Origin of the sequence: Pseudomonas sp. MPC6 (genome assembly GCF_006094435.1) — a bacterium.
GTDB lineage: Bacteria > Pseudomonadota > Gammaproteobacteria > Pseudomonadales > Pseudomonadaceae > Aquipseudomonas.
This window is the reverse complement of sequence record NZ_CP034783.1, coordinates 3,041,822-3,064,282: the sequence shown is the minus strand read 5'-3', so window position 1 is coordinate 3,064,282 and position 22,461 is coordinate 3,041,822. Positions and strand designations below refer to the sequence as shown.

Sequence of the window (22,461 nt, the reverse complement as noted above, 5' to 3'; positions counted from 1 at the left end):
CTTAAGGGTCCCCCATTCGAGATTGCTCGCCCCCCTTGAGGGGGAAAGTGCGCGCCAAAACCCAATTCGACGAACACGGATCAACCTCCTCGCGGTGGCGTTTCATCCGGCGCAATGACTTCCAGCATCACCCCCCTGCGCGCCACCACCCGGACCTGTTGGCCCAGGTGCAGGGGGGAGCGGCTCTGAACTTGCCATTTTTCGCCCTGCAGGTGCACCCAGCCGCTCATCGGCAGACCCGGCAGCAGCCCCGTCACCGTGGCCAGGCTGCCGACCAGGCCCGCATCGCCGCTGACCAGGGCACGGCTTCGGGCCTTGAACGCCATGCCGACCAGAGTCATCAGCAACAGGGCGCTGATCAGTGCCATGCCGATGATCAGCGCCAACGGAATGCCAAAACCCGGTACATCGGTGTCCATCAAAATCACTGCGCCGACTACAAAAGCAACCACCCCACCAAAGCCGATCACACCGAAACTTGGTAGAAACGCCTCGGCAATCATGAAGGCGAGCCCCAGCAGAATCAGTCCGACCCCGGCGTAATTCACAGGCAACAGTTGCAGGGCATACAACCCCAGCAACAGACAGATACCGCCAAGCACTCCACCGACTCCCGTCCCTGGGTTCATGAATTCGAATATCAACCCATAGACCCCGAACATGATCAGCAACAATGCCACGCTGGGGTTGGTGATCACCGCCAGCAGTTGTGTGCGCCAATCAGGCGCATGATCGATGAGTGCAGCCCCGGCGGTACTCAGCTTCAACGTTTGACCGGCGACATTCAGGCTCTTGCCGTCCAGTTGCTTGAGCAGGTCTGGCACATCATTGGCCACATAATCGACCACCTTGCGTTTGAGCGCTTCGTCGGCTGACAGACTGAGCGATTCACGTACCGCTTGTTCAGCCCAGTCGACATTACGTCCGCGTAGTTGCGCAAGGCCGCGGATATAAGCCGCCGCATCGTTGATCTGTTTGCGAGTCAGGGTATCCAGCGGCTCGGACGGTGAGTTTTTGTCGGTGGCAGGTGCGGCTGATGGGCGCGGTGGATCGGGCGCGGTCCCGGGCAGACCGCCGATCTGCACCGGCGTAGCCGCGCCCAGATTGGTGCCAGGGGTCATGGCGGCAATATGGCTGGCATATAGGATATAGGTACCGGCGCTGGCCGCTCGCGCGCCACTGGGGGCGACGTAACTGGCCACTGGCAGAGGGCTGGCCAGAATCGCCTTGATGATCAAGCGCATCGAAGTGTCCAGCCCGCCGGGGGTGTCGAGCTTGATGATCACCAACTGTGCGCCCTCGGCCTGCGCACGCGTCAGGCCGCGCAGGACGTAGTCGGCATTGGCCGGGCCAATGGCATCGTTGATCGTCAGGACCACAATGCTGCCTGCAGCCATCACCGACCCCATCGGCAACCCGACCAGTATCATCAGCAGGAGCAGGCGGCACCACCAGCGGCTGTTCATGGGACCCTCCCGGTTGCAGGTTCGGCAGCCTGCAACCTTCACTTAAAGCGTAGTTTAGCCAGCCATGCAGGCGATGCGGACGCGGCGGTTGATACGGGGCAAGTGCCGAAACTGTTCGCCAAGATCTCGCACCACCGTACTGCGCCTCTCGGAGGGCAAATGGAGGGAAAGATGCTCGGCGACTGGCTCGTTGATTCAGCCAAAGAAAAGGGCCTGCGTGGCGCGACCCTCTCCACAGCATTCAATTAACATTGTAAGAGGGTGTTGCCGGACGAGTACTATTACCAACAAGATTTCCAACAACATCCAGTTATCACCCTCCAAATGGCAGTTTTCTGCCTAGACTTGCTCTTGTCCGACGTGCACATGCTTTTCAGAGCATGGAACTGTACGAAAAACTAAAACAAGAGGAATCCCCCCAATGTTCAAACCCATGTGGAAGGCAGTCGCCTGCGCCCTTGCCCTTGGCCTTGGCCTTGGCACCATGAGCACGGCCATGGCTGCCGATCCGGTAATTATAAAATTCTCCCACGTCGTTGCAGAGCAGACGCCCAAAGGCCAGGGCGCCCTGTTGTTCAAGAAACTGGTGGAAGAACGCTTGCCCGGCAAGGTCAAAGTCGAGGTCTACCCCAACTCCTCGTTGTTTGGCGATGGCAAAGAGATGGAGGCGTTACTGCTCGGGGACGTCCAGATGATTGCACCGTCCCTGGCCAAGTTCGAGCACTACACCAAGACCGTTCAACTGTTCGACCTGCCTTTCCTGTTTGATGACATCGCCGCTGTTGACCGCTTCCAGCTGAGCCCGCAGGGCCAGGGACTGCTCAAGTCCATGGAAGACAAAAACATCACAGGCCTGGCCTATTGGCACAACGGGATGAAACAACTGTCCGCGAACAAGGCACTGCGAGTGCCGGGTGATGCCCGTGGCCTGAAGTTTCGGGTGCAGGCTTCCGCAGTGCTCGAGGAGCAATTCAAGGTCGTACGGGCCAATCCGCGCAAGATGAGCTTCGCCGAGGTGTATCAAGGCTTGCAGACTGGGGTCGTCAACGGTGCGGAAAATCCTTACTCGAACATCTACAGCCAGAAAATGCATGAAGTGCAGAAATACATCACCGAATCCAACCACGGTGTACTGGATTACATGCTGATCACCAACACCAAGTTCTGGAACGGTCTGTCGCCAGAGATTCGTGGCGAACTGGACAAGATCCTCGTCGAAGTCACCGCCCATGTGAACAAAGAGGCCGAGAAACTGAACCAGGATGCCAAGCAGAGCATCATCGCGGCCAAAACCACCGAGATCATTATCCTGACGCCTGAGCAACGCGAACAATGGCGTGTCGCGATGAAACCGGTGTGGAAAAAATTCGAAGGCGATATCGGCGCCGAGCTGATCACTGCCGCTGAAGCTGCCAACCAGGCCCAATGATCGGTCGTCGGCAGGTGTTGCCGCCCTCCTGGCAGCACCTGCCTGTCGCCCGCTACAGGAGATGCCATCCATGAATGCTCTTCGGCGCATCTGGGAACACTTCGAGGAAGGCTTCATCGTCTTCCTGCTGGCCGCCATGACGTTGGTAACATTCGTCTACGTTGTCCTCAACAATCTCTACACCCTGTTCTACCGCCTCGCCGAAAGCTGGGAAGGCGCCAGCGAATCGCTGTTCGCCATCGGCGACGGGGTCATGGGAATGGCCCAGGCGATGACCTGGAGTACCTCACTGACCAAGGCCTTGTTTGGCTGGCTGATTTTTTTCGGGCTGTCGTACGGCGTGCGCACGGCCGGCCATATCGGCGTTGATGCGCTGGTCAGGCTGGCCAGCAAACCGGTGCAACGGCTTATTGGCATCATTGCCTGTCTTTTCTGCCTGACTTATGCCGGACTCCTCAGCATCGCCAGTTTCGGGTGGATCCAGACCCTGATGAATGCGCGCATAGGTGCCGAAGACCTGGGCCAGTACGGAATCATGCAATGGCACATCGGGTTGATTGTCCCCGTAGGGTTCGCTCTGGTCTTCATCCGTTTCGCCGAAATCCTCGTACGCATCCTGCAAAACAGGCAGACCGGTCTGGGCCTGGCCGATGAAGCCGCCGATGCGATGAAACTGACCGAACACGAGGATGACAAGTCATGACCATTGCCTTCCTGTTTGCATCGCTGTTCGTGCTGATGTTGATCGGCGTTCCCATTGCCATCTCCCTGGGGTTGGCGGGCTCACTGACCATCGTTTTCTTCAGTCCCGACTCCGTGCGCTCTCTGGCGATCAAACTGTTCGAGACGTCGGAGCACTACACGCTGCTGGCCATCCCGTTCTTTCTGCTCGCGGGGGCCTTCATGACCACCGGAGGCGTCGCTCGGCGGCTGATTGACTTTGCCAATGCCTGCGTCGGCCATATCCGGGGTGGTCTGGCCATCGCTGCCGTGTTGGCGTGCATGTTGTTCGCTGCCCTTTCCGGATCGAGCCCGGCCACTGTCGCCGCGGTGGGCTCGATTGCCATTGCCGGCATGGTCCGCTCCGGTTATCCGCAGGCCTTCGGTGCGGGGATCGTCTGTAACGCGGGGACCTTGGGCATCCTGATCCCCCCCTCGATCGTCATGGTGGTCTACGCCGCCGCAACCGAAACGTCTGTCGGAAAATTGTTTATGGCGGGCGTGTTACCGGGCCTGCTGCTGGGGCTGGCGTTGATGGTGGCGATCTACATCGTCGCCGTGAAGAAAAAGCTGCCCGCCATGCCACGCGCGACGTTCCGTGAGTGGCTTGGCACGGCACGCAAGGCGATCTGGGGCCTACTGCTGATGCTCATCATCCTGGGAGGCATCTACTCCGGGATGTTCACCCCCACAGAAGCTGCGGCGGTGGCGGCCGTGTACTCAGCCTTCATCGCCTTGTTCGTCTACAAAGACCTGACGTTTCGCGATACGCCAAAAGTCCTGCTCGACTCGGCCAAGCTGAGCATCATGCTGATGTTCATCATTGCCAACGCCATGCTCTTCGCCCATGTGCTGACGACCGAGCAGCTACCGCAACAGATCACCGCGTGGGTGATTGAAGCGGGGCTGACACCGGTGACGTTCCTGCTGGTGGTGAACATTGTGCTGTTGATTGCAGGGGCCTTTATGGAACCCTCGGCCATCATCCTGATCCTGGCACCGATCCTCTTCCCCATCGCCATGAAGCTGGGTATCGATCCGATTCACCTGGGCATCATTATGGTGGTGAATCTGGAGATCGGCTTGATCACGCCACCCGTGGGTCTGAACCTGTTCGTGACCTCTGCTGTGACGGGTATGTCACTGCCGGCAACCATCAGAGCCGCCATGCCCTGGCTAATGATTCTGCTCCTGTTCCTGATTCTGATTACCTACGTGCCTTGGATTTCCCTGGCTTTGCCAAACTGGCTGGGCATGAGTTGATGCCTGCCCTTCTCGGTACTTGATTGCGGTCCGTACTAAACAGAACTGTGTTGGTAAACGTCTGCCTGAGTCACCTTGCATGACTCAGGCAAGCACCCATTGATGCGGCAATAGCTGGTCGATCTCACTCGCAAGCTGCGTCGGCAGCCGCGTCAGCACATCTTTGAGATAGGCATACAAATCTTGCCAGTATGCGTCCGACCAAGTTATCTACCCAGCCCTGAAAAGCCAAGACATGGTGCGCGCTCAAATTTAAGCGGGCACAATTTCTAGCCTTTTGAGCGAGTATTTCATGCCATCCCGATTGATAGAGATCTGTCCATTATTTAACATGCATGCAACTACAGCTTCGTCACAAAAGTCCGAGCCTGATACAGCGCAAAGTTGCTAAACACAATAATAACGGCGACTGCGAGCATGTCGGCAATGCCGAGTTCATGTTGGCGGCAGCCGTCTTGACCACCTTCAACGCCGTTGCCGTGTTGTTCTTCCTGTTCGTTTCGACGCGGCCGATGATGTAGAACACTTCGGCCGGCCGATTCCCTCCTACCCGCCACGCGCAGCAGATGAATGCGCAACATGCCGGCCCAATGATCGTGCCAAGCCCTGGCCCTACGTTACACACCGCAGTAGCGGCACCGCTCAACGCTGTTGTCCAATCAAGCCCAATGAGAGCCAGACCCAAGGCGATAGCGGCAATAGTGATAGTGAAGAAAAACGAGAAGGTCAAAAGCGAGCGCAAGATCGCCACCCACTCGCAGCAGTGGAAGGATCGCCACAGCCATGCCGATGAAGCCGATACCACCCAGCCAGTGCAGCATCGAGCGCCAGATCAACAATCCAGGTGAAGCGGTATCCAAACCACTCAAGACAGTTGAGCCCGTGGTTGTAATGCCAGACATCGTTTCAAAAAAAGCGTCCGTGTAACTGATGTGGCTGATGAACACCATAGGCAACGCCGCAAAGGTACACACCACCACCCAACTGCCAGTCGTTAGCAGGTACATATCCCTCGGACGAAGCTGGGCAGTATCCGGTCGCTCCCGCACCCGATTCACCACCAGTTTCAAACGCTGACTCAGGAAACGCTCAACACTGACCATCACTCGTTCGCCAGCCCGCTGGCTGCGCACATAAATGTTCGCTTCATCGGCATAACGCACGAAGCGATGACCCCGCCGTTCCAACTCGCGGTCGAGTTCGTTAAGCATAAGTGAGATGCAAATGACCAGGCCAAACGGCTGAATGAACCTTCGTCCACCAGAAACACTCCATCAAGGGTGAGCAGCCCCTCCGTTATTGACCCAGACTTGGAGTCTTCTAACCGTTCGCGTCACTATCACAAGGTATAAAAAATGATCGCTCGTTGGCGCTGGCTGTTACATCAACTGACCAAACGGCTGTGGTTCAGAGCCACACTGTTTTCGCTGCTAGGCGTGACAACAGCGTTGCTCGCCGTTGTCTTCAAGGACTACATTCCCGAATCATTGCCCGCCCGTATCGGTGCCGACGCTGTCGACAAGATCTTGGGCATCATTGCCTCAAGCATGCTTGCAGTGACCACGTTTTCGTTAAGCACGATGGTGACCGCCTACGGTGCAGCCAGCAGTGGCGTGACGCCCCGTGCCACCACGCTGGTGATGGAAGACACCACAACACAAAATGCCCTCGCGACCTTTATTGGCTCATTTCTGTTTAGCCTGGTGGGAATTATTGCACTGAGTACCGGGGTCTACGGCAAGCAAGGAAGGGTTCTACTATTTGCGGTGACCATTGCCGTGGTGATTCTGATTGTTTACACGCTTCTGCGCTGGATCGATCACCTGTCCAAACTCGGACGGGTCGGTGAAACCATTGATCGTGTCGAACAGGCCACGATCGACGCCATTAACAACAGGGTCCAATGGCCTCATCTGGGCGGTGCCGCCTACCCTGCCGAGTGGATGATTCCAGCCAGCGCTCAATCAATTACCAGTCACCAAACCGGGTACGTCCAACACATCGATGTAAACGCGTTAGCCGCCATCGCCAAAGCAGGCGAGATGCAGATTTTTCTGGACGTCCTTCCTGGAAGCTTTGTCCATCTGGGCATGCCGCTCGCCCGAACCGTGAGCTTGAACAAGGAGCGCGTAGACGAGTTGAACTCCAGCACCCGAAAAATCCTCGCCGCGTTGACCATTGGCGTACGCCGAACGTTTGAACACGATCCCCGATTCGGGCTGTCGGTACTTTCAGAGATTGCCTCACGCGCCTTGTCGCCAGCAGTCAACGACCCAGGAACTGCCATTGATGTCATTGGCCGGGGGGTCAGAAGCCTCACCTGTTGGGGTAAACCGCAAGACCACGCTGGGAATATCGATGAAGACTGCGAGCAGGTTTACCTCCGCGGCCTGACTGTGGATGACCTGTTCGAAGACTTTTTTGCACCGATTGCCAGAGATGGCGCGAGCTTGCTCGAAGTAGACCTGCGCATGATGAAGGCGCTGGTCAGCCTGGCGCAGATAAACCCGCAGATGTTCAAGGACGCCTGTGTCAGGCACGCAGACCTCCTACTCAAACGCTCAGACCTGTCGCTGACATTGGAGGAAGACAAACAAACACTCAGTGCAGCGGCTCGACAACTGATGCGTTAGATCAACCTGGTTTTCGTGGAGATGCGCCACTGTCTGCCGATTGCAGAAAGCCACGAGCCAACTGTTGATATAACTCAGGACCCATTCTGGCGCTGACCGCTTTGGCAATCAGTGCCACGGCCAAGAGGCTGATGACCATGCCATGACTGTCGATCATTTCCATCACGATGATCGCGGACGTGATCGGCGACTGCGTGACCGCAGACAGAAAACCGACCATGCACAGAGCAATCATCGGCTGTACAGCCAGTCCGAAGAGTTCCGCGACGTTGGCTCCAATAGCCGCCCCTACCGCCAGGGAGGGAGCAAAAATACCGCCGGGGATACCGGAAAAGTAGGTCACCACCGTCGCGAGAAAACGCGTAATTGGCGCATGCCATGGCGGGCCGATATCGGAAGTGATGATCTGGGAGGTGACCCCGTAACCACTGCCGAACGACATCCCGCCACTGAGCCAACCGAGTATCGCCACGATCATTCCACATATGCCGGCGAACCAGACTGGATGCACACGACGCCATTCCCAGACGACAAATCGATGATGCCGCTGCGGCCACAGCAGCATCCGGCTGAACAACCCTCCCAGAAGACCGCATCCAATACCGATCGCCAGCACCGGGACAACGATATCGAGTTGGATGTCTTGAACGTCGAAGTGACCGAAATAGTTGTAGTTGCCCTGCAAGGCAATCGCGACCATCCCCGACAGGATAATTGTGCTGAGCAAGACCCCGCTGGTTCGGGTTTCCAGCTTGCGCCCCAACTCCTCCACCGCAAAGGCCACACCGGCCAGGGGCGTGTTGAACGCGGCGGCGATGCCCGCAGCACCGCCAGCGAGGATCAAGTCTTCGCTGCGGATGATTCGGGCATTGGGCAAATAGCGATGAAAAAAATGCATGATCGACGCGGCGACCTGAACCGAAGGGCCTTCGCGTCCTGCTGAAAAACCACCGGTGAGTGCCAGGGTACCCAGGCCGATCTTGGCGAAAGCGATACGTAACGACACCAGTTTATCGACCGGCTTACCTTGGTGCGCCAGCCGGGTGGCGGCGATCACCTGGGGGATGCCACTGCCCTGTGAACCCACAAAAAAACGAGTAGTCAGCCACACCACCAGCATGCCAACCAGAGGTGTGTATACAAAGGGCAGCCAAGGCCGTTCGGCCGTCTGTAGGGCAAATTGCGTCAGTGCCAGGTCGGCCAGTCGAGCGAACATCACGACGAGCAGCCCCGCGAGGGTAGCGGCGACCCAAAGCGTGACTCGTGTGCGCCAACGGATCGAGGCAAAACGACGGCGTATCAATAAAAGCGGTTTGATCACCCGAGTGGATTCCAGTTGAAGTTCAACACTGTGGTGAGGGCAAGACTAACCGGATAAATGATGACCTCCAACCGACACCGGCCAAATGATTACAAAACAATCCCCCCGCGTCCCCGTGCTAGTCAGCTTGACAAGGTATTGCAGCGCAAAGATTGACTAGCAACTCGCCACCTTTGCGCCTCTTTCAACTACAGTGGAGTCACTCTGCATACAGCCATAACAAGACGGAGAGTTTCCCATGCGAGTAAAAAGCCGCTTTACCCTGCTGGCCGCCGCTGCAACCTTGGCAGTCACAACCGCAACTCAGGCCGCGCCGGTGTTCATCAACATCCTGACAGGGGGTACCAGCGGGGTTTATTACCCGATTGGGGTCGGTCTGTCGCAGATTTACAGCGATGGTATTCCAGGCGTCAAGACCTCGGTCCAGGCCACCAAAGCATCGGTCGAGAATTTAACCCTGCTCCAGGCCGGTCGAGGTGAATTGGCGCTGGCGCTGGGTGACTCCGTGGCCGATGCGAAGAATGGTGTCGCCGACGCAGGCTTCAATGCACCGCTGACCAAGTTGCGCGCGGTTGCCGGTGCTTACCCCAACTACATTCAAATCGTCGCCAGCAAGGAGTCGGGGATCAAGACCCTGGCCGACCTCAAAGGCAAGACCATCTCGGTCGGCGCACCAAAATCAGGCACTGAACTCAACGCACGGGCGATTTTCAAAGCCGCGGGTTTGACTTACGAAGACATGGGTAAAGTGCAATACCTGCCCTTCGCCGAATCGGTCGAGTTGATCAAGAACCGACAACTGGATGCCACGCTGCAGTCTTCCGGCCTGGGCATGGCGGCCATTCGCGACCTGTCCTCGGTCATGCCATTGAACTATGTCTCCGTGCCGACTGATGTGGTCGCAAAAATCGGCAATCCCGCCTATCAGAGCGCAATGATTCCGGCCAATACCTATGACGGCCAACCTGACGCAGTGCCAACGGTCGCAATCACCAACATCCTGGTTACCCGTGCCGATGTGCCAGATGAAGTGGCTTATCAGATGACCAAACTGCTGTTCGAAAACCTGACGCGTTTGGGCAACTCTCATTCGGCGGCCAAGGACATCAAGCTGGAGAACGCGGCGAGGAACCTGCCGATTGCGCTGCATCCAGGCGCCGAGCGCTACTACAAGGAAAAAGGCGCGCTGTAACGGCGTCAGGCGCAGCGGTCAGGGTTGTCGCTGCGCCGACTGTTCGCCCCTTTTTCAATGCAGTCATGAGGCAGGCAGCTAATGAGTGAAGAGCATCAGGGCATCTCCGCGAATCCGCGAGACTGGCCAAAAACCTTGTTTTACGTCGCGTTACTGTTCTCGATTTTTCAGATCGTCACTGCGGCGTTTGCACCGTTCTCAAGTCAGGTACTGCGTGCCGTACACGTGGGCTTCCTGCTGTGGGTGGTATTTTTAAGTTACCCCGCTTACGGCAAGGATCGCCCTTGGCAGCCGCTGGGTTGGCTGCTCAGCCTCGCAGCCATTGCCACAGCGATGTATCAGTGGGTGTTCGAGGCAGACTTGATCCAGCGCTCGGGGGATCTGACGTCCACCGATATGGTAATAGGTATCCTGCTGGTTGCCCTGGTGTTCGAAGCTGCACGTCGGGTAATGGGCATTGCGCTGCCAATCATCTGCGGCCTGTTCCTGGCTTATGGCCTGTTCGGCGAGTATCTACCGGGCGAGCTGGCACACCGCGGTTATGGCTTCGACCAGATCATCAACCAGTTGTCATTTGGCACCGAGGGGCTGTACGGCACACCGACCTACGTGTCGGCCACCTACATCTTTCTGTTTATCCTGTTCGGCGCGTTCCTCGAACAAGCCGGAATGATCAAGCTGTTCACCGACTTCGCCATGGGCCTGTTCGGTCACAAGTTGGGCGGGCCAGCCAAAGTCGCGGTCGCCTCGTCGGCGCTGATGGGGACCATCACCGGCTCGGGGATTGCTAACGTCGTGACCACGGGGCAATTCACTATTCCGTTGATGAAACGCTTTGGCTACCGGGCTGCGTTTGCCGGAGGGGTGGAAGCGACCTCCAGCATGGGCAGTCAGTTGATGCCGCCAGTGATGGGCGCAGTCGCTTTCATCATGGCCGAAACCATCAACGTGCCGTTCGTGGAGATTGCCAAGGCGGCGTTGATTCCTGCCATCCTTTACTTCGGTTCGGTGTTCTGGATGGTTCATCTGGAAGCCAAGCGTTCGAATCTCAAAGGACTTCCCAAGGATCAATGCCCCAGCGCTTTGGGCGCAGTAAAAGAGAACTGGTACCTGCTGATTCCACTGCTGGTTTTGGTCTACCTGCTGTTTTCCGGGCGCACGCCCCTATTCTCGGGCATGGTCGGACTGGCACTGACGGCCATCGTGATTCTCGGTTCGGCGATCATTCTTCGGGTGCAAAATTTTGGCCTGCGCTGCGCTTTTTGGGTAGCGCTAGGCATCCTGTGCACCGGTTTTTTCCAGCTGGGGATCGCCGTGATATTTGCGGTCATCGCAGTACTGGTGGTGGTCTGCGGGTTCATCAAGGGCGGTCGAGAAACACTGACCATCTGCCTGCATGCGCTGGTCGAAGGCGCACGCCATGCGGTACCGGTAGGGATCGCCTGTGCTCTGGTAGGCATCATCATCGGCGTGGTATCACTGACCGGCGTCGCCTCCACCTTTGCCGGTTACATACTGGCCATTGGCCGAGACAACCTGTTGCTGTCGCTGATACTGACGATGATCACCTGCCTGGTTCTGGGCATGGGCATCCCGACCATTCCCAATTACATCATCACCAGTTCGATCGCAGCCCCTGCCCTCTTGGAGTTGGGGGTGCCGCTGATCGTGTCGCATATGTTCGTGTTCTATTTCGGCATCCTCGCCGACCTGACGCCACCGGTCGCCCTCGCCTGCTTTGCTGCGGCACCGATCGCCAAGGAGAGCGGATTCAAGATCAGCCTGTGGGCGGTGCGAATTGCACTGGCGGGGTTCGTCATCCCGTTTATGGCGGTCTACAACCCGGCGCTCATGCTGCAAGGCGACAATTTGTGGATGACCGCCTACATGCTGATCAAGACAGCGTTAGCGGTCGGGCTCTGGGGGATGGCTTCCACCGGTTACCTGCAACGGAGGATGCCCGTATGGGAGCGTTTATTGAGTGTTGGCGCAGGCGCCTTGCTGGTGGTGGCGTTGCCACTGACCGATGAGTTGGGCTTCGCCCTTGGGGCGTTGGTGATACTCCAACACGTCTGGCGCTCCCGTAAGGCGGGGATCGCCACCGCATGATCGGATTATGTCTGGGTCTCACCGGCGCCGTGTGGGCTCAACTGTCGATTTCGCACTTCACGCTGGCGTGGAATCACACCATTGAAAAGATTCGCTGGGAGGAGGACTACCGCGTCACCGAACAGGGCCTGGTACTGGAAGAAGCTCGTGTACGTGGCAACGGCGCGGGGATGGAGATTCCGCCAGACGCTCGACTGGAGAATGGCAGTTGGCACTACCGACGTCTGCTGCCGCCTCTACAGCCACTGAACCTGGGGCGAACACCGGAGGCTGGCGATTACCAGTTGTGCTTCAGTGGCCAGTGCTCCTCGGTGAGCCAGTGGGTCGGAGCACCGACCTATAATCAGCCCTCCCTGCAGATGTGGGCATGCGATGCAGGCTGAAATTTGAATGTAGTTCGGATAGGCTCCTGCAATTGCTCGCAACTTTGTCAGCGGGGGCCTTGAACCCGGCATCTTCCACGCCGTTTTTTGCGTCAGCCACAGAAGAGTCCCCAAGCGCCAGAGCGAGCTCCCCACGATCAGCCGGGGAATCTTGTTCACTGACGCGGGTTACTGAACCACAGTATTTCTTTGCCTCGAGAAATACTGCGGTCATCTCAGGCGAGATTACCTGGCTACGGCAGCACTCGCTTGGGCGCTGCAGCGGCGCAGAACGATGACGCCACCAATCGCAGCGAAAATCGAACCAATCAATACCCCGACTTTGACCTCATCGACCAAATGAGGCGATCCAGGGAATGCCAGATTGCCTATAAACAGGCTCATGGTGAAACCGATTCCGCACAAGAGCGCCACGCCGTACAGCTGTATCCAGTTACTACCCTCTGGCATCTTGGCCAAGCCCATACGAATAGCCAGTGCAGCCAATAGAAAAACACCGACCTGCTTGCCCACCAACAAGCCCAGCGCTACACCCAGAGGAACCGGATCGATCAGGTTCTCCATGGAAATACCGGTCAATGAAACACCCGCATTGGCGAAGCCAAAAATAGGCACTACGGCAAACGCTACCCATGAGTGCAGCTTTTCTTCGAGGAACAGCAACGGGGAACGAGCTTCTTCTTCCGGCTTGCCCATGGGAATACACAGTGCCAGTGCAACACCCGCCAGGGTGGCATGTACCCCCGATTGCAGGACGAAGAACCACAACACGCCCCCGACCAGGAGATACGGAAACAGTCGTCTTACGCCCAATCGATTCATTGCGATCAGAATGACCAGAGTTGCGAGTGATGCCAGCAACATCGGCATGGAAAGACCCGATGTATAGAAAAAGGCAATGATCACGACCGCGCCGAGATCGTCAATTATCGCTAAGGCGGCAAGGAATACCTTCAGTGAAATCGGGACTCGCTTGCCCAGCAGCGATAAGACACCCAAGGCAAATGCGATATCGGTAGCCGCAGGGATGGCCCACCCGCCCATGGTCTCAGGATTACCCCAGTTGATTGCGATGTAGATCAGCGCAGGAACAACCATGCCGCCTAAGGCACCAAACCCCGGCAAGGCGCGCTGGCCCCAGGTGGAAAGTCCACCTGCCAGCACTTCTCTTTTGATCTCGAGACCCACCATCAGGAAGAAGATCGCCATCAGCCCATCGTTCACCCAATGCGCCACGGACAAGCCCGACCAGACAGTGTGCAGGAGTGCAAAATAACGCTCGGACAGAGGCGAGTTGGCAACAATCAGAGCCGCCAAAGCTGCTGCCATCAGCACAAGACCTCCAGCGGCTTCGGAGGATAGGAAACGGGCCAGAACGGCAGCTGCTCTAGGGGTTTCGGCTTTGGCTTTGGCTTGATGCTTGGTCATCAGCGTCCTTAGGGGTACTAAAAAAGCATATAATAACATCTGCACTAGACGGTTGGGCTACGTCATGCAATCAACAGTTTATTACCTTTCTGTACAACGCTATTTACGTTCTCCATCAAACGCTCTCGAATGCAGCTTAAACCAAAGATATCTGCATGCGCGACATATTCATACATCAACAAGGAAATACCACATACACTTATTAAATTAGCAATAGTAATCATAAGTCCTACCCCTTAAAGCCAGAAACCAATAACCAATAACCACATAAGATATTTGACACCTCAGCAAGTACAGGCTGGAAACGTATAACAACCAAGCAGCCAATACATAAAAATTATTCATGACACTAAAATAATAGCGGCCACCAAAATATCCGGTTACACTATTTAACCACCAACAGATTGATTTAAATCAACAGTTTCAAATTCTCTGGTTGCATATTCACCTTCACTCCTATCATCTTCATGGCAGTAAACATGCAAGAGCGACCGACGATTTCTCAGCATTCTGATATACCCACGCCAGCTCATGGCCACCTAAGCTTGTAAGTAGACACAGGCCCGCTTCGTTGAGCTGTGTGCACAGGAGATACTCCTTGATGAAGCAGGTAGTCAACGCAGCAGCTGAGCAAGCGCCAATCCCTCCGCATTCCGTGGCCTGGCACTCCCTGCCTGCAGAGCAGGTGAAGAACCTGCTTGAGGTCAATGAGCATGTCGGACTGGACGTGGCCGACGTTCAAGCCCGGCTTGACCGCACTGGGTTCAATCGCTTGCCAGAAGCAGCGCGGCGACCGGCGTGGCTGCGATTCTTGCGGCAATTTCACAACATTCTGATTTACGTGCTTCTAGGATCCGCTGCGATTACCGCGATGCTGCAACATCTGTGGGATACGGTGGTGATTCTGGCTGTGGTAATTGCAAACGCAATCATTGGCTACGTCCAGGAAGGAAAAGCGGAAAAAGCCATGGACGCTATCCGGCAGATGCTGGCACCGCGCGCCGCCGTGATTCGCGCAGGCGAACGCTTAAGTATTGTGGGTGAGGAACTAGTACCGGGCGATATCGTATTGCTGGAGGCGGGAGACAAAGTCCCTGCTGATTTACGCCTGCTGCACGCGAACAGACTTCAAATTCAAGAAGCCATTCTTACCGGTGAATCCCTACCCGTAGAAAAACATACCAAACCGGTGGCCCTTGACGCAGCCCTGGGTGATCGTACTTGCATGGCGTTCAGCGGTACGCTCGTGACTTGCGGGCAAGCGACAGGGGTTGTCGTCGCTACCGCAGCAGCAGCCGAGATCGGACGCATCAGTACGCTGCTTGCCGGTGTAGAAACGCTGACCACCCCGCTGGTGCAGCAAATGAACGTGTTTGCGCGCTGGCTGACGATCCTGATCCTGTTAATCGGCGGCCTGTTGCTCGTGTTTGGCCATTATGTCGGGCACTACGAGTTCACCGAGATCTTCATGGTCGTGGTGGGGATGTCGGTAGCGGCGATACCTGAAGGGCTGCCCGCCGTCCTTACCATCACGCTTGCGGTCGGCGTTCGGGCAATGGCTCGCCGCAACGCCATTGTGCGTCGCCTGCCTGCTATCGAGACACTCGGCTCGGTATCCGTCATCTGCACTGACAAGACTGGCACACTCACCCGCAACGAAATGATGGTGGCATCGGTCGTCACCAACGATCTCATCTTCACAGTCGATGGCGCAGGTTACCAGCCAGCGGGAAGTATCAGCCTTGCAAATCAGCTAGTCGACATATCGACTCACCCTGCGTTGGCAGAATTGGGGAGAGCAGCCAGCCTGTGCAACGATGCTGTACTGCGCTTGCATGAAGACTCATGGAAGGTAGAGGGTGACCCGATGGAAGGTGCCTTGCTGGCATTTTCCGGAAAGACCGGAATTGATAGCGATGAAGATCATCGGGCCTGGCCCCGCACCGATGCCATTCCGTTTGACGCGAAACACCGCTTTATGGCGACACTGCATCACAACCATGATCGACATGCCTCTATCTATGTGAAAGGCGCGCCAGAGCAAATACTGGCCATGAGCACGCAGCAGCTCGTCAACGCTGGCGGGACTGAACCGCTCAATGCGGACTACTGGCACGCACAGGCAAACGCCATTGCTGCCAGGGGGCAGCGTGTATTGGCGTTTGCAGTGAGATCAGTTCCGCCCGAGCACACCGTGTTGGAGTTTGGGGATGTACTAGGAGGGTTAACCCTGCTGGGCATGGTCGGACTGATTGACCCGCCTAGACCCGAGACGATAAAGGCAGTTCAGCAATGCCAAGCAGCAGGCATTGTCGTCAAAATGATCACTGGCGATCACGGCGGTACCGCCGCCACTATCGGTCGCCAGATTGGCCTGGAAAATCCCGAAATGGTGCTGACTGGCGTAGACCTCGACGCCATGAACGATGCCGCTCTGAAGGAGGCGGTAAAGCACGTCAATATTTTTGCGCGCACCAGCCCCGAACATAAGCTCAGGTTGGTAATGCTGCTGCAATCGAACGGCATGACAGTGGCCATGACCGGCGATGGCGTAAACGACGCTCCAGCGCTAAAGCGCGCAGATGCCGGTATCGCCATGGGCGGGAAAGGTAGCGAAGCCGCCAAGGAAGCCGCAGACCTGGTGTTGGCTGATGACAACTTCGCATCCATCGTGGCGGCGGTGCGCGAGGGGCGGACAGTCTACGACAACATCAAGAAAGTGCTGAGCTGGACGCTGCCTACCAACGCGGGCGAGACGATGACCATCATTGTCGCGCTGCTACTCGGCATTACGCTGCCGGTGACGCCGATACAGATTCTGTGGATCAACCTGATTACCGCAGTGACACTCGGCATCGCTCTGGCGTTCGAGCCTACCGAAGAAAACACCATGCGCAGACCGCCACGCTCGCGCAAACAGCCACTGATAAGCGGTGCATTAGTTTGGCATATGGTGCTTGTTTCCATTCTGTTTCTCTGCGGCGTTTACGGCATTTTTTCGTATGCGCTCGACCGTGGCTACTCAGTGGAGTTGGCCCGAACCATCGCGGTGAACACGTTAGTCGTGATGGAAATATTCCATCTGTTCTTCATTCGCAATCTCTACAGCACATCGCTTACCTGGAAGGGCATTCGAGGCACCAAGGTCGTGTGGATGACCGTCGCAGTGGTTACCTTCGCTCAGTTCGCCATCACCTATGCACCACCGCTGCAAAAGGTATTCGCTACGCAAGCGATCCCCTTCGTTGATGGCCTGCTGATCATTGGCGTAGGCGTTGCACTCTTTGCCATCATCGAGATCGAAAAACAGATTCGAATACGTTTGTCCGAGTAGAACTCGGTTGCAAGCTGGCCCCATACTATTGGGGTGCAATCTGCAACTGTTCCCCTTGTGCCGCAAGGAGGTTCGCTTGGGGAACGCTTGCTGGACAAGCACCTTCAGGCCACTGAAAAAAGGATCTGGAAATGCATAAAATTCTTGTTGCTGTCGACGGTTCCGAGCATTCAGAACGCGCGGTGCTTTACCTCATCGGACTGATCCAGGATGGCGGATTGCTGGGGGGAAGTGTTGAGGTAAATTTGGTGAATGTGCAGCCACTTTTACCGACACGAATCGCACAAGACACAGCCGAGGATGAGCTTGATCGCTACTACGATCACAAAAGTGCTGAAGATTCACAAAAGGCAGTTGCTCTGCTGAAGCAAGAAGGCATTGCATTCACATTTCACACGTTGCTGGGTGACGCGGCCAGCAAAATTGTAGCCGCCTCGCAATCCTTGGGATGTGACAGCATCATTTTAGGTTCACATGGCAACGGTTTCCTGGCGGGAATCTTCCTGGGCTCTGTCGCGGCAAAAGTGATTCAGCTCTCCAGCATCCCAATCACATTGGTCAAATAATAGATCGTAAGATTCGATTTCACGGCGAACTGGCTAGTCAGCCAGTGCGCCGTGGATGTTCGCACAATCGGATATTGAACCGGGAGCATACCGTCAGAACTTCATTTTCCCCCAGATCAACCCGATAATTGCAGCCACTGACGAAGCCACAAGAACACTGAGTTTTGCCGAAGAAAGTAACGCAGGATCAGAAAAAGCCAACGATGAAATAAAGATCGACATCGTAAATCCGATACCGCCCAGCAAACCCACCAGTCCGATACCACTCCATGTCACCCCTTCAGGCAGCTTGCAAACGTTGAGTTTGACGAGGGTGACGCTCGCAAGAATGATTCCCAGCGGCTTGCCGAGCACAAGCGCTGATATCACACCCATGAAGATATTCCGAGAGACCTCATTGTCCAGATTTATGCCTTCAAGACCTACGCCCGCATTGGCCAAAGCGAAGAGCGGCATGACACCAAACGCTACCCATGGGTGCAATCCTATCTGGACCCGCTGCACCGGAGGCAGTATTTCCCTCTGTGCTTGCTGAAGTTGCTTCAGCGGCTTGGCGACCTCCTGCGGACTGTTGGTGGAATGGGAGAAACGCTCCATCAACTCATGGAAATTTCGCCCAATTGTATCCAGTGGTCGTTCCGTTGCGGGCTTGGAGTTTACCGGCGTCATCAGACCGAGTATTACGCCCGCCAGTGTGGGGTGAACACCGGTTTTCAGAAGGCCAAACCATACAATGGCGCCAGGCAGCATGTATACATAGGCCTTGCCAATGCCCATTCTCTGAAAAAGCAGCACCAGCGCCAACCCGCTCATCGCGACCACTAAGCCCAGGTAATCCAGGCTCGCGGTATAGAAAACGGCAATGATCAATATGGCAACGATATCGTCGATGATGGCCAGTGCGAGCAGCAGCACGCGAATACCATTGGGAATCGACTTTCCTAACAGTGCGAGAACCCCGACAGCAAACGCAATGTCGGTGGCGGTGGGTACTGCCCACCCTGTACTGGCTTCGGTACCCTGATTGAATGCCATGTAAATAATCGCCGGCATCATGACGCCACCTAACGCAGCGCCAAGGGGTAACGTCGCCAGTTTGAGATTCGCAAGCGCGCCGTCATTGATCTCCTGGCGTATCTCGGCTCCGACCACGAGAAAGAACATAGCCATCAGCCCATCATTGACCAAAAAATGCAGCGAACACGAGACCGTAAACTCGCCTAAACCCAAGGTGAGTCGGGTGTTCCAAAAGTGCTCATAAGAATCAGCAAGCGGGCTGTTGGCCCAGATGAGTGCAACCATCGCAGCGAGTAGCAAGACGATGCCGCTGACCGCCTCGATATGCGAAAAACGCTCTATTGCGGACAGTGCGCGATCGGTCAGAACCTGAGGACGGGGAATAGAGGAGGACGTCGAGTTTTTTTCAGACACATTGACTCTCCGCTGGCGGCCCGACCAACGTTTGAGTTTAACCTGCGCTGTGCCGTATGCCGCAACGCACCCAGCCGGATGATAAGGAGTTAACAAGTACGATGCAAATGACCGGCCCATGCGACTGAATGAACCTTTGGCTGTCAAGAATACTCCACCCAGGGTTCATCACCTCTCACGCAAATCCGTAAATCTGACCGATCACGTCACTATCAAGTGATACTAAAATTGATCGCTCGTTGGCCATGGGTGTTACACCAACTGACCACCATTGCATCAGTCGTCAGCCTGAAGATCGCCGTAAGCACGAGGCAACTCCATCCAGGTGTCAAGTGCTGCGAGTTGCCTCTCGACAGCAGCATCCCACGCAGGACCAACGGCAACGTTTTTACTCATCATGGCGTGGAGGATAGCTGTCGCCTGTTCGTACTCATGGTGTATTTCAAGCGCTTTTGCCAAAAATTCTTCTTGCCGAGTCATAGGGTTCTCCAGCAGTGGAAAACGAGCATTGATCCGCAACCGTAAACAATCGACACCTGCGTAAATCGTTAGTTGCAAGGTCCCCGTGGTAGGTGTCATCAGCCCTGAGCAAGCAAGAAATTTGCTGCTAATGCGTGAAAATGGCCGTACCACGTATACGAGCTTTTTTGATGTTTGCCGGTCGCGTTAAGCTGCATAGCTAAGGCATGATCGAATGGTCGGCACCGTTTTGCTCAGCAGTCGATTTGGTATTTGATGCTGGTTAGAATCAAATCACTGGGAATGACCTGATGGAAGGAAGACGATTGAGCGCCGCTACGCCGGATTGTTCTTCGCAGTAATCCAATTCGCATAGGTACACAACAGACCGAACGCAAGCAAAAAGAAAGCCAGATAGGGGGTCACATTTTTCCGTCTGTCAGTACGTGTAAGCATCCGCCATGACAAATATATCCGTGCTTTGGAACGCATCAAGGTTAAGGTGGATTAAGAAATATTTAATTTTCGGCCATCGTGTTGGTCACTAGGGTACGCCGTATCAACTGTCGGCATTAAACGGGGGAAGTTATGACTTACGCGTTGGTTATAGAGGATGACGAGGTAACGGCGGAAGTCATTATCGCCGCGCTCCAACGCAACGGTTTCAGCTCCAGATGGGCCGAAACCGGACGAGACGGACTGGCCTTGGCGATTGCTGGAGGCTACGAGGCCATCACCCTGGATCGGATGCTTCCCGATTTTGATGGGCTAACCATTGTCAGTACGTTAAGGAGCCTTGGTATTCAGACACCGGTCCTCATGATCAGTGCACTTTCAGACGTAGATGAGCGCGTCAAGGGGCTTCGGGCGGGCGGCGACGACTATTTGACCAAACCATTTTCGCCTACCGAGATGCTTGCGCGTTTAGACGCGTTGCTTCGGCGCACCAGTGCCGATTATAGCCATCCACATCTCAGTTGTGGAAACCTGCGACTGGATCTGGTCGAGCACAAATTGACTCGAAACAACGAACACATCCTGCTGCTTCCAACCGAGTTCAAACTGCTCAATTACCTGATGCGCAGTGCCGGCCAGCTAGTTACGCGCACCATGCTATTCGAAGAGGTCTGGGGTTATCACTTCGATCCGGGAACGAACATCATAGATGTTCACATAGGCCGACTGCGCAAAAAGCTCGAAGGCGATAAAGACTCTCCCGTCATCCATACGATACGTGGTGCTGGCTATGTCCTTGCTACCAAAGACTGAGGAGTGGCGCTCTTCCGGTAGTCGTTTGATCGGGTTCTACGCCATATTTTTTGTGGCTTGGGGGGCACTCTTCACCGGCGTATTGTATTGGCAAATCTCCCACTACCTGGGAACCGTTGCAGAGCGGACATTATTGCAGCGTGCGCATTACTATCAAAAAGTCGATGATAAAAAACTGGCAAAAGAACTGGCTGCCAGTGAAGCCTATTCAACGCCCGGAATCGATGCGTATGGATTATTCACAGCCGATGGCCAGCATATTGCGGGAGACCTGCTCAAACTGCGTTCCAGTTTGCCCGATGATGGGAAGGTCCATTACCTTGAGCGCGGGTTGAGTATAGCGTTACCCGATGAAGAAACCAGAAGCAGCTATGCCCTTTTGACTCGACGCCGCGATGGACACATTCTTATTTTGGCCCGGGACGGTGGCTCGATTTCAGCCGTCGGGGGAATTATTGAGCAGGCATTGATGTGGGGATTTTCATTAACACTCATCCCCGGATTGATTGGCTGGCATTTATTACGGCGTCTCCCGCTGCGCCGTGTCAAACGTCTGCAGCTTTGTACGGAGAGTATTGTTTCAGGCAATTTGTCGGAGCGCTTACCCTTATCAGCCCGTCGCGACGAGTTGGATATGCTGGCGAACGCCGTCAATACGATGCTCGACCATATCGAACAACTGATGCATGAGGTTAAAAGCGTCTGCGATGGTGTCGCCCATGATCTGCGTACGCCACTGACACGGTTGCGTGCACGGCTTTATCAGCTCCAGCAACTGCCTTTGGACAGTGAACACGAGCAAATATTAAATCAGGCTCTTGAGGAAAGCGAATCGATCATGGTGCGTTTCCAGGGATTGCTTCGGGTTGCCGAACTCGAAGACATTCGCCGCCGCTCAGCATTTGCACCTTTCCACATCATGGCGTTGTTACAACAAGCACATGAATTTTACGAACCCTTGGCACTCAATCGCTCTCAGACGCTTTCTCTGGAAATCACCAATGACCTACCACAACTGTATGGTGACGCTTCGTTGCTGTTTGAGGCCTTGGTCAACTTGCTCGATAACGCGATCAAATTTACGCCAGAGGGTGGGCATATCAAACTGCAGGGAAGTATCAAGGATTCAACGGTTCTCATTGAAGTCGCCGACGATGGTGCCGGCATACCCGAGACGGACCGTACACATGTCATTCGTCGACTCTATCGTGGAGATGCAAGCAGAATGCAGCCCGGGCATGGTCTTGGATTATCGTTGGTCGCTGCCATCGTCAAATTGCACGGCTACTCGCTGGATATTCAACCTGCGGCTACACACCGCGGAACCCGTGTCTTGATTCACTGCCCGATGGTCTCCGACTGATTTTGGTATTCCTCACAGGCCGAACATTAAATTTAAGTTAATTGAGTTTAATTTGAGCGCTTCAGGGCGGTGGACTAGGTTTTCAGTACTTTCTG

At 55.5% G+C, this 22,461-nt stretch carries 17 protein-coding genes and 4 pseudogenes; 12 read left to right on the top strand and 9 right to left on the bottom strand.

Annotated features, from left to right (window positions below):
* Nucleotides 1–80: 80 nt before the first annotated feature.
* Nucleotides 81–1,466 carry a nodulation protein NfeD gene (locus tag ELQ88_RS16325; protein WP_138966312.1) on the bottom strand — a complete coding sequence of 462 codons (1,386 nt, stop codon included), beginning with the start codon at nt 1,464–1,466 and terminating at the stop codon, nt 81–83.
* Nucleotides 1,467–1,625: 159 nt separating this feature from the next.
* Here ELQ88_RS16325 and ELQ88_RS16320 point away from each other — a divergent pair.
* The 4 genes and pseudogenes from ELQ88_RS16320 to dctM all read left to right on the top strand — a co-directional run.
* Nucleotides 1,626–1,703, top strand: a pseudogene (locus tag ELQ88_RS16320) (DUF190 domain-containing protein); the annotation flags it as partial.
* Between the two features lie 184 nt (nt 1,704–1,887).
* A complete protein-coding gene (locus tag ELQ88_RS16315) occupies nt 1,888–2,895 on the top strand; it encodes a TRAP transporter substrate-binding protein (protein ID WP_138966310.1) in 1,008 nt (335 codons plus the stop codon).
* 70 nt (nt 2,896–2,965) lie between these two features.
* On the top strand, nt 2,966–3,598 hold the full coding sequence (locus ELQ88_RS16310) for a TRAP transporter small permease (RefSeq protein WP_138966308.1): 633 nt from the start codon (nt 2,966–2,968) through the stop codon (nt 3,596–3,598).
* Complete coding sequence (dctM, locus tag ELQ88_RS16305) at nt 3,595–4,878, top strand: C4-dicarboxylate TRAP transporter large permease protein DctM (RefSeq protein ID WP_138966307.1); 1,284 nt, start codon at nt 3,595–3,597, stop codon at nt 4,876–4,878. The genes ELQ88_RS16310 and dctM overlap by 4 nt, the downstream gene beginning before the upstream one ends.
* 84 nt (nt 4,879–4,962) lie before the next feature.
* Here dctM and ELQ88_RS16300 read toward each other — a convergent pair.
* The 3 genes and pseudogenes from ELQ88_RS16300 to ELQ88_RS16290 all read right to left on the bottom strand — a co-directional run.
* Nucleotides 4,963–5,061, bottom strand: a pseudogene (locus ELQ88_RS16300) (transposase domain-containing protein); the annotation flags it as partial.
* A gap of 158 nt (nt 5,062–5,219) precedes the next feature.
* Nucleotides 5,220–5,459 carry a hypothetical protein gene (locus ELQ88_RS16295; RefSeq protein ID WP_138966305.1) on the bottom strand — a complete coding sequence of 80 codons (240 nt, stop codon included), beginning with the start codon at nt 5,457–5,459 and terminating at the stop codon, nt 5,220–5,222.
* 165 nt (nt 5,460–5,624) lie between these two features.
* Nucleotides 5,625–5,918: pseudogene (locus tag ELQ88_RS16290) on the bottom strand (potassium transporter TrkG); the annotation flags it as partial.
* 315 nt (nt 5,919–6,233) lie between these two features.
* Between ELQ88_RS16290 and ELQ88_RS16285 the strand changes: the two are divergent.
* Nucleotides 6,234–7,511, top strand: coding sequence for a DUF2254 domain-containing protein (locus ELQ88_RS16285; protein WP_138966303.1), 1,278 nt, complete (start codon nt 6,234–6,236; stop codon nt 7,509–7,511).
* A gap of 1 nt (nt 7,512) precedes the next feature.
* Here the strand turns inward: ELQ88_RS16285 and ELQ88_RS16280 are convergent, their stop codons facing one another.
* Nucleotides 7,513–8,832, bottom strand: coding sequence for a chloride channel protein (locus ELQ88_RS16280; protein WP_138966301.1), 1,320 nt, complete (start codon nt 8,830–8,832; stop codon nt 7,513–7,515).
* Between the two features lie 238 nt (nt 8,833–9,070).
* Between ELQ88_RS16280 and ELQ88_RS16275 the strand changes: the two genes are divergently transcribed.
* The 3 genes from ELQ88_RS16275 to ELQ88_RS16265 all read left to right on the top strand — a co-directional run bounded on the left by ELQ88_RS16275 (nt 9,071) and on the right by ELQ88_RS16265 (nt 12,516).
* Nucleotides 9,071–10,024: a TAXI family TRAP transporter solute-binding subunit gene (locus ELQ88_RS16275; protein ID WP_138966299.1), complete on the top strand. Its 954-nt coding sequence runs from the start codon at nt 9,071–9,073 to the stop codon at nt 10,022–10,024.
* 81 nt (nt 10,025–10,105) lie between these two features.
* Nucleotides 10,106–12,133, top strand: coding sequence for a TRAP transporter permease (locus ELQ88_RS16270; RefSeq protein WP_138966297.1), 2,028 nt, complete (start codon nt 10,106–10,108; stop codon nt 12,131–12,133).
* Entirely contained in the window at nt 12,130–12,516 is a 387-nt protein-coding gene (locus ELQ88_RS16265) for a DUF1850 domain-containing protein (protein WP_138966295.1), read from the top strand. Before ELQ88_RS16270 ends, ELQ88_RS16265 begins: the two co-directional genes overlap by 4 nt.
* Here the strand turns inward: ELQ88_RS16265 and ELQ88_RS16260 are convergent.
* Both ELQ88_RS16260 and nhaA (ELQ88_RS16255) read right to left on the bottom strand, forming a co-directional pair.
* A pseudogene (locus ELQ88_RS16260) lies at nt 12,511–12,658 on the bottom strand (C4-dicarboxylate ABC transporter); the annotation flags it as partial. The gene ELQ88_RS16265 and the pseudogene ELQ88_RS16260 sit on opposite strands and share 6 nt — an antisense overlap.
* 83 nt (nt 12,659–12,741) lie before the next feature.
* Nucleotides 12,742–13,944: a Na+/H+ antiporter NhaA gene (nhaA, locus tag ELQ88_RS16255; protein ID WP_138966293.1), complete on the bottom strand. Its 1,203-nt coding sequence runs from the start codon at nt 13,942–13,944 to the stop codon at nt 12,742–12,744.
* A 601-nt stretch (nt 13,945–14,545) separates the two neighbouring features.
* Here nhaA (ELQ88_RS16255) and ELQ88_RS16250 point away from each other — a divergent pair.
* Nucleotides 14,546–17,278 carry a cation-transporting P-type ATPase gene (locus tag ELQ88_RS16250; protein WP_138966291.1) on the top strand — a complete coding sequence of 911 codons (2,733 nt, stop codon included), beginning with the start codon at nt 14,546–14,548 and terminating at the stop codon, nt 17,276–17,278.
* Nucleotides 17,279–17,409: 131 nt separating this feature from the next.
* Complete coding sequence (locus ELQ88_RS16245; protein WP_138966289.1) at nt 17,410–17,844, top strand: universal stress protein; 435 nt, start codon at nt 17,410–17,412, stop codon at nt 17,842–17,844.
* A 93-nt stretch (nt 17,845–17,937) separates the two neighbouring features.
* Here the strand turns inward: ELQ88_RS16245 and nhaA (ELQ88_RS16240) are convergent, their stop codons facing one another.
* Both nhaA (ELQ88_RS16240) and ELQ88_RS16235 read right to left on the bottom strand, forming a co-directional pair.
* Nucleotides 17,938–19,275 carry a Na+/H+ antiporter NhaA gene (nhaA, locus tag ELQ88_RS16240; protein ID WP_138966287.1) on the bottom strand — a complete coding sequence of 446 codons (1,338 nt, stop codon included), beginning with the start codon at nt 19,273–19,275 and terminating at the stop codon, nt 17,938–17,940.
* A gap of 276 nt (nt 19,276–19,551) precedes the next feature.
* Nucleotides 19,552–19,755, bottom strand: coding sequence for a hypothetical protein (locus ELQ88_RS16235; RefSeq protein WP_138966285.1), 204 nt, complete (start codon nt 19,753–19,755; stop codon nt 19,552–19,554).
* Nucleotides 19,756–20,322: 567 nt separating this feature from the next.
* On the opposite strand from ELQ88_RS16235, the gene ELQ88_RS16230 reads away from it, so the two are divergent.
* Nucleotides 20,323–21,003, top strand: coding sequence for a response regulator transcription factor (locus ELQ88_RS16230; protein ID WP_138966283.1), 681 nt, complete (start codon nt 20,323–20,325; stop codon nt 21,001–21,003).
* Complete coding sequence (locus tag ELQ88_RS16225) at nt 20,981–22,366, top strand: HAMP domain-containing sensor histidine kinase (protein ID WP_138966281.1); 1,386 nt, start codon at nt 20,981–20,983, stop codon at nt 22,364–22,366. Before ELQ88_RS16230 ends, ELQ88_RS16225 begins: the two co-directional genes overlap by 23 nt.
* The last annotated feature ends 95 nt before the right edge of the window (nt 22,367–22,461 follow it).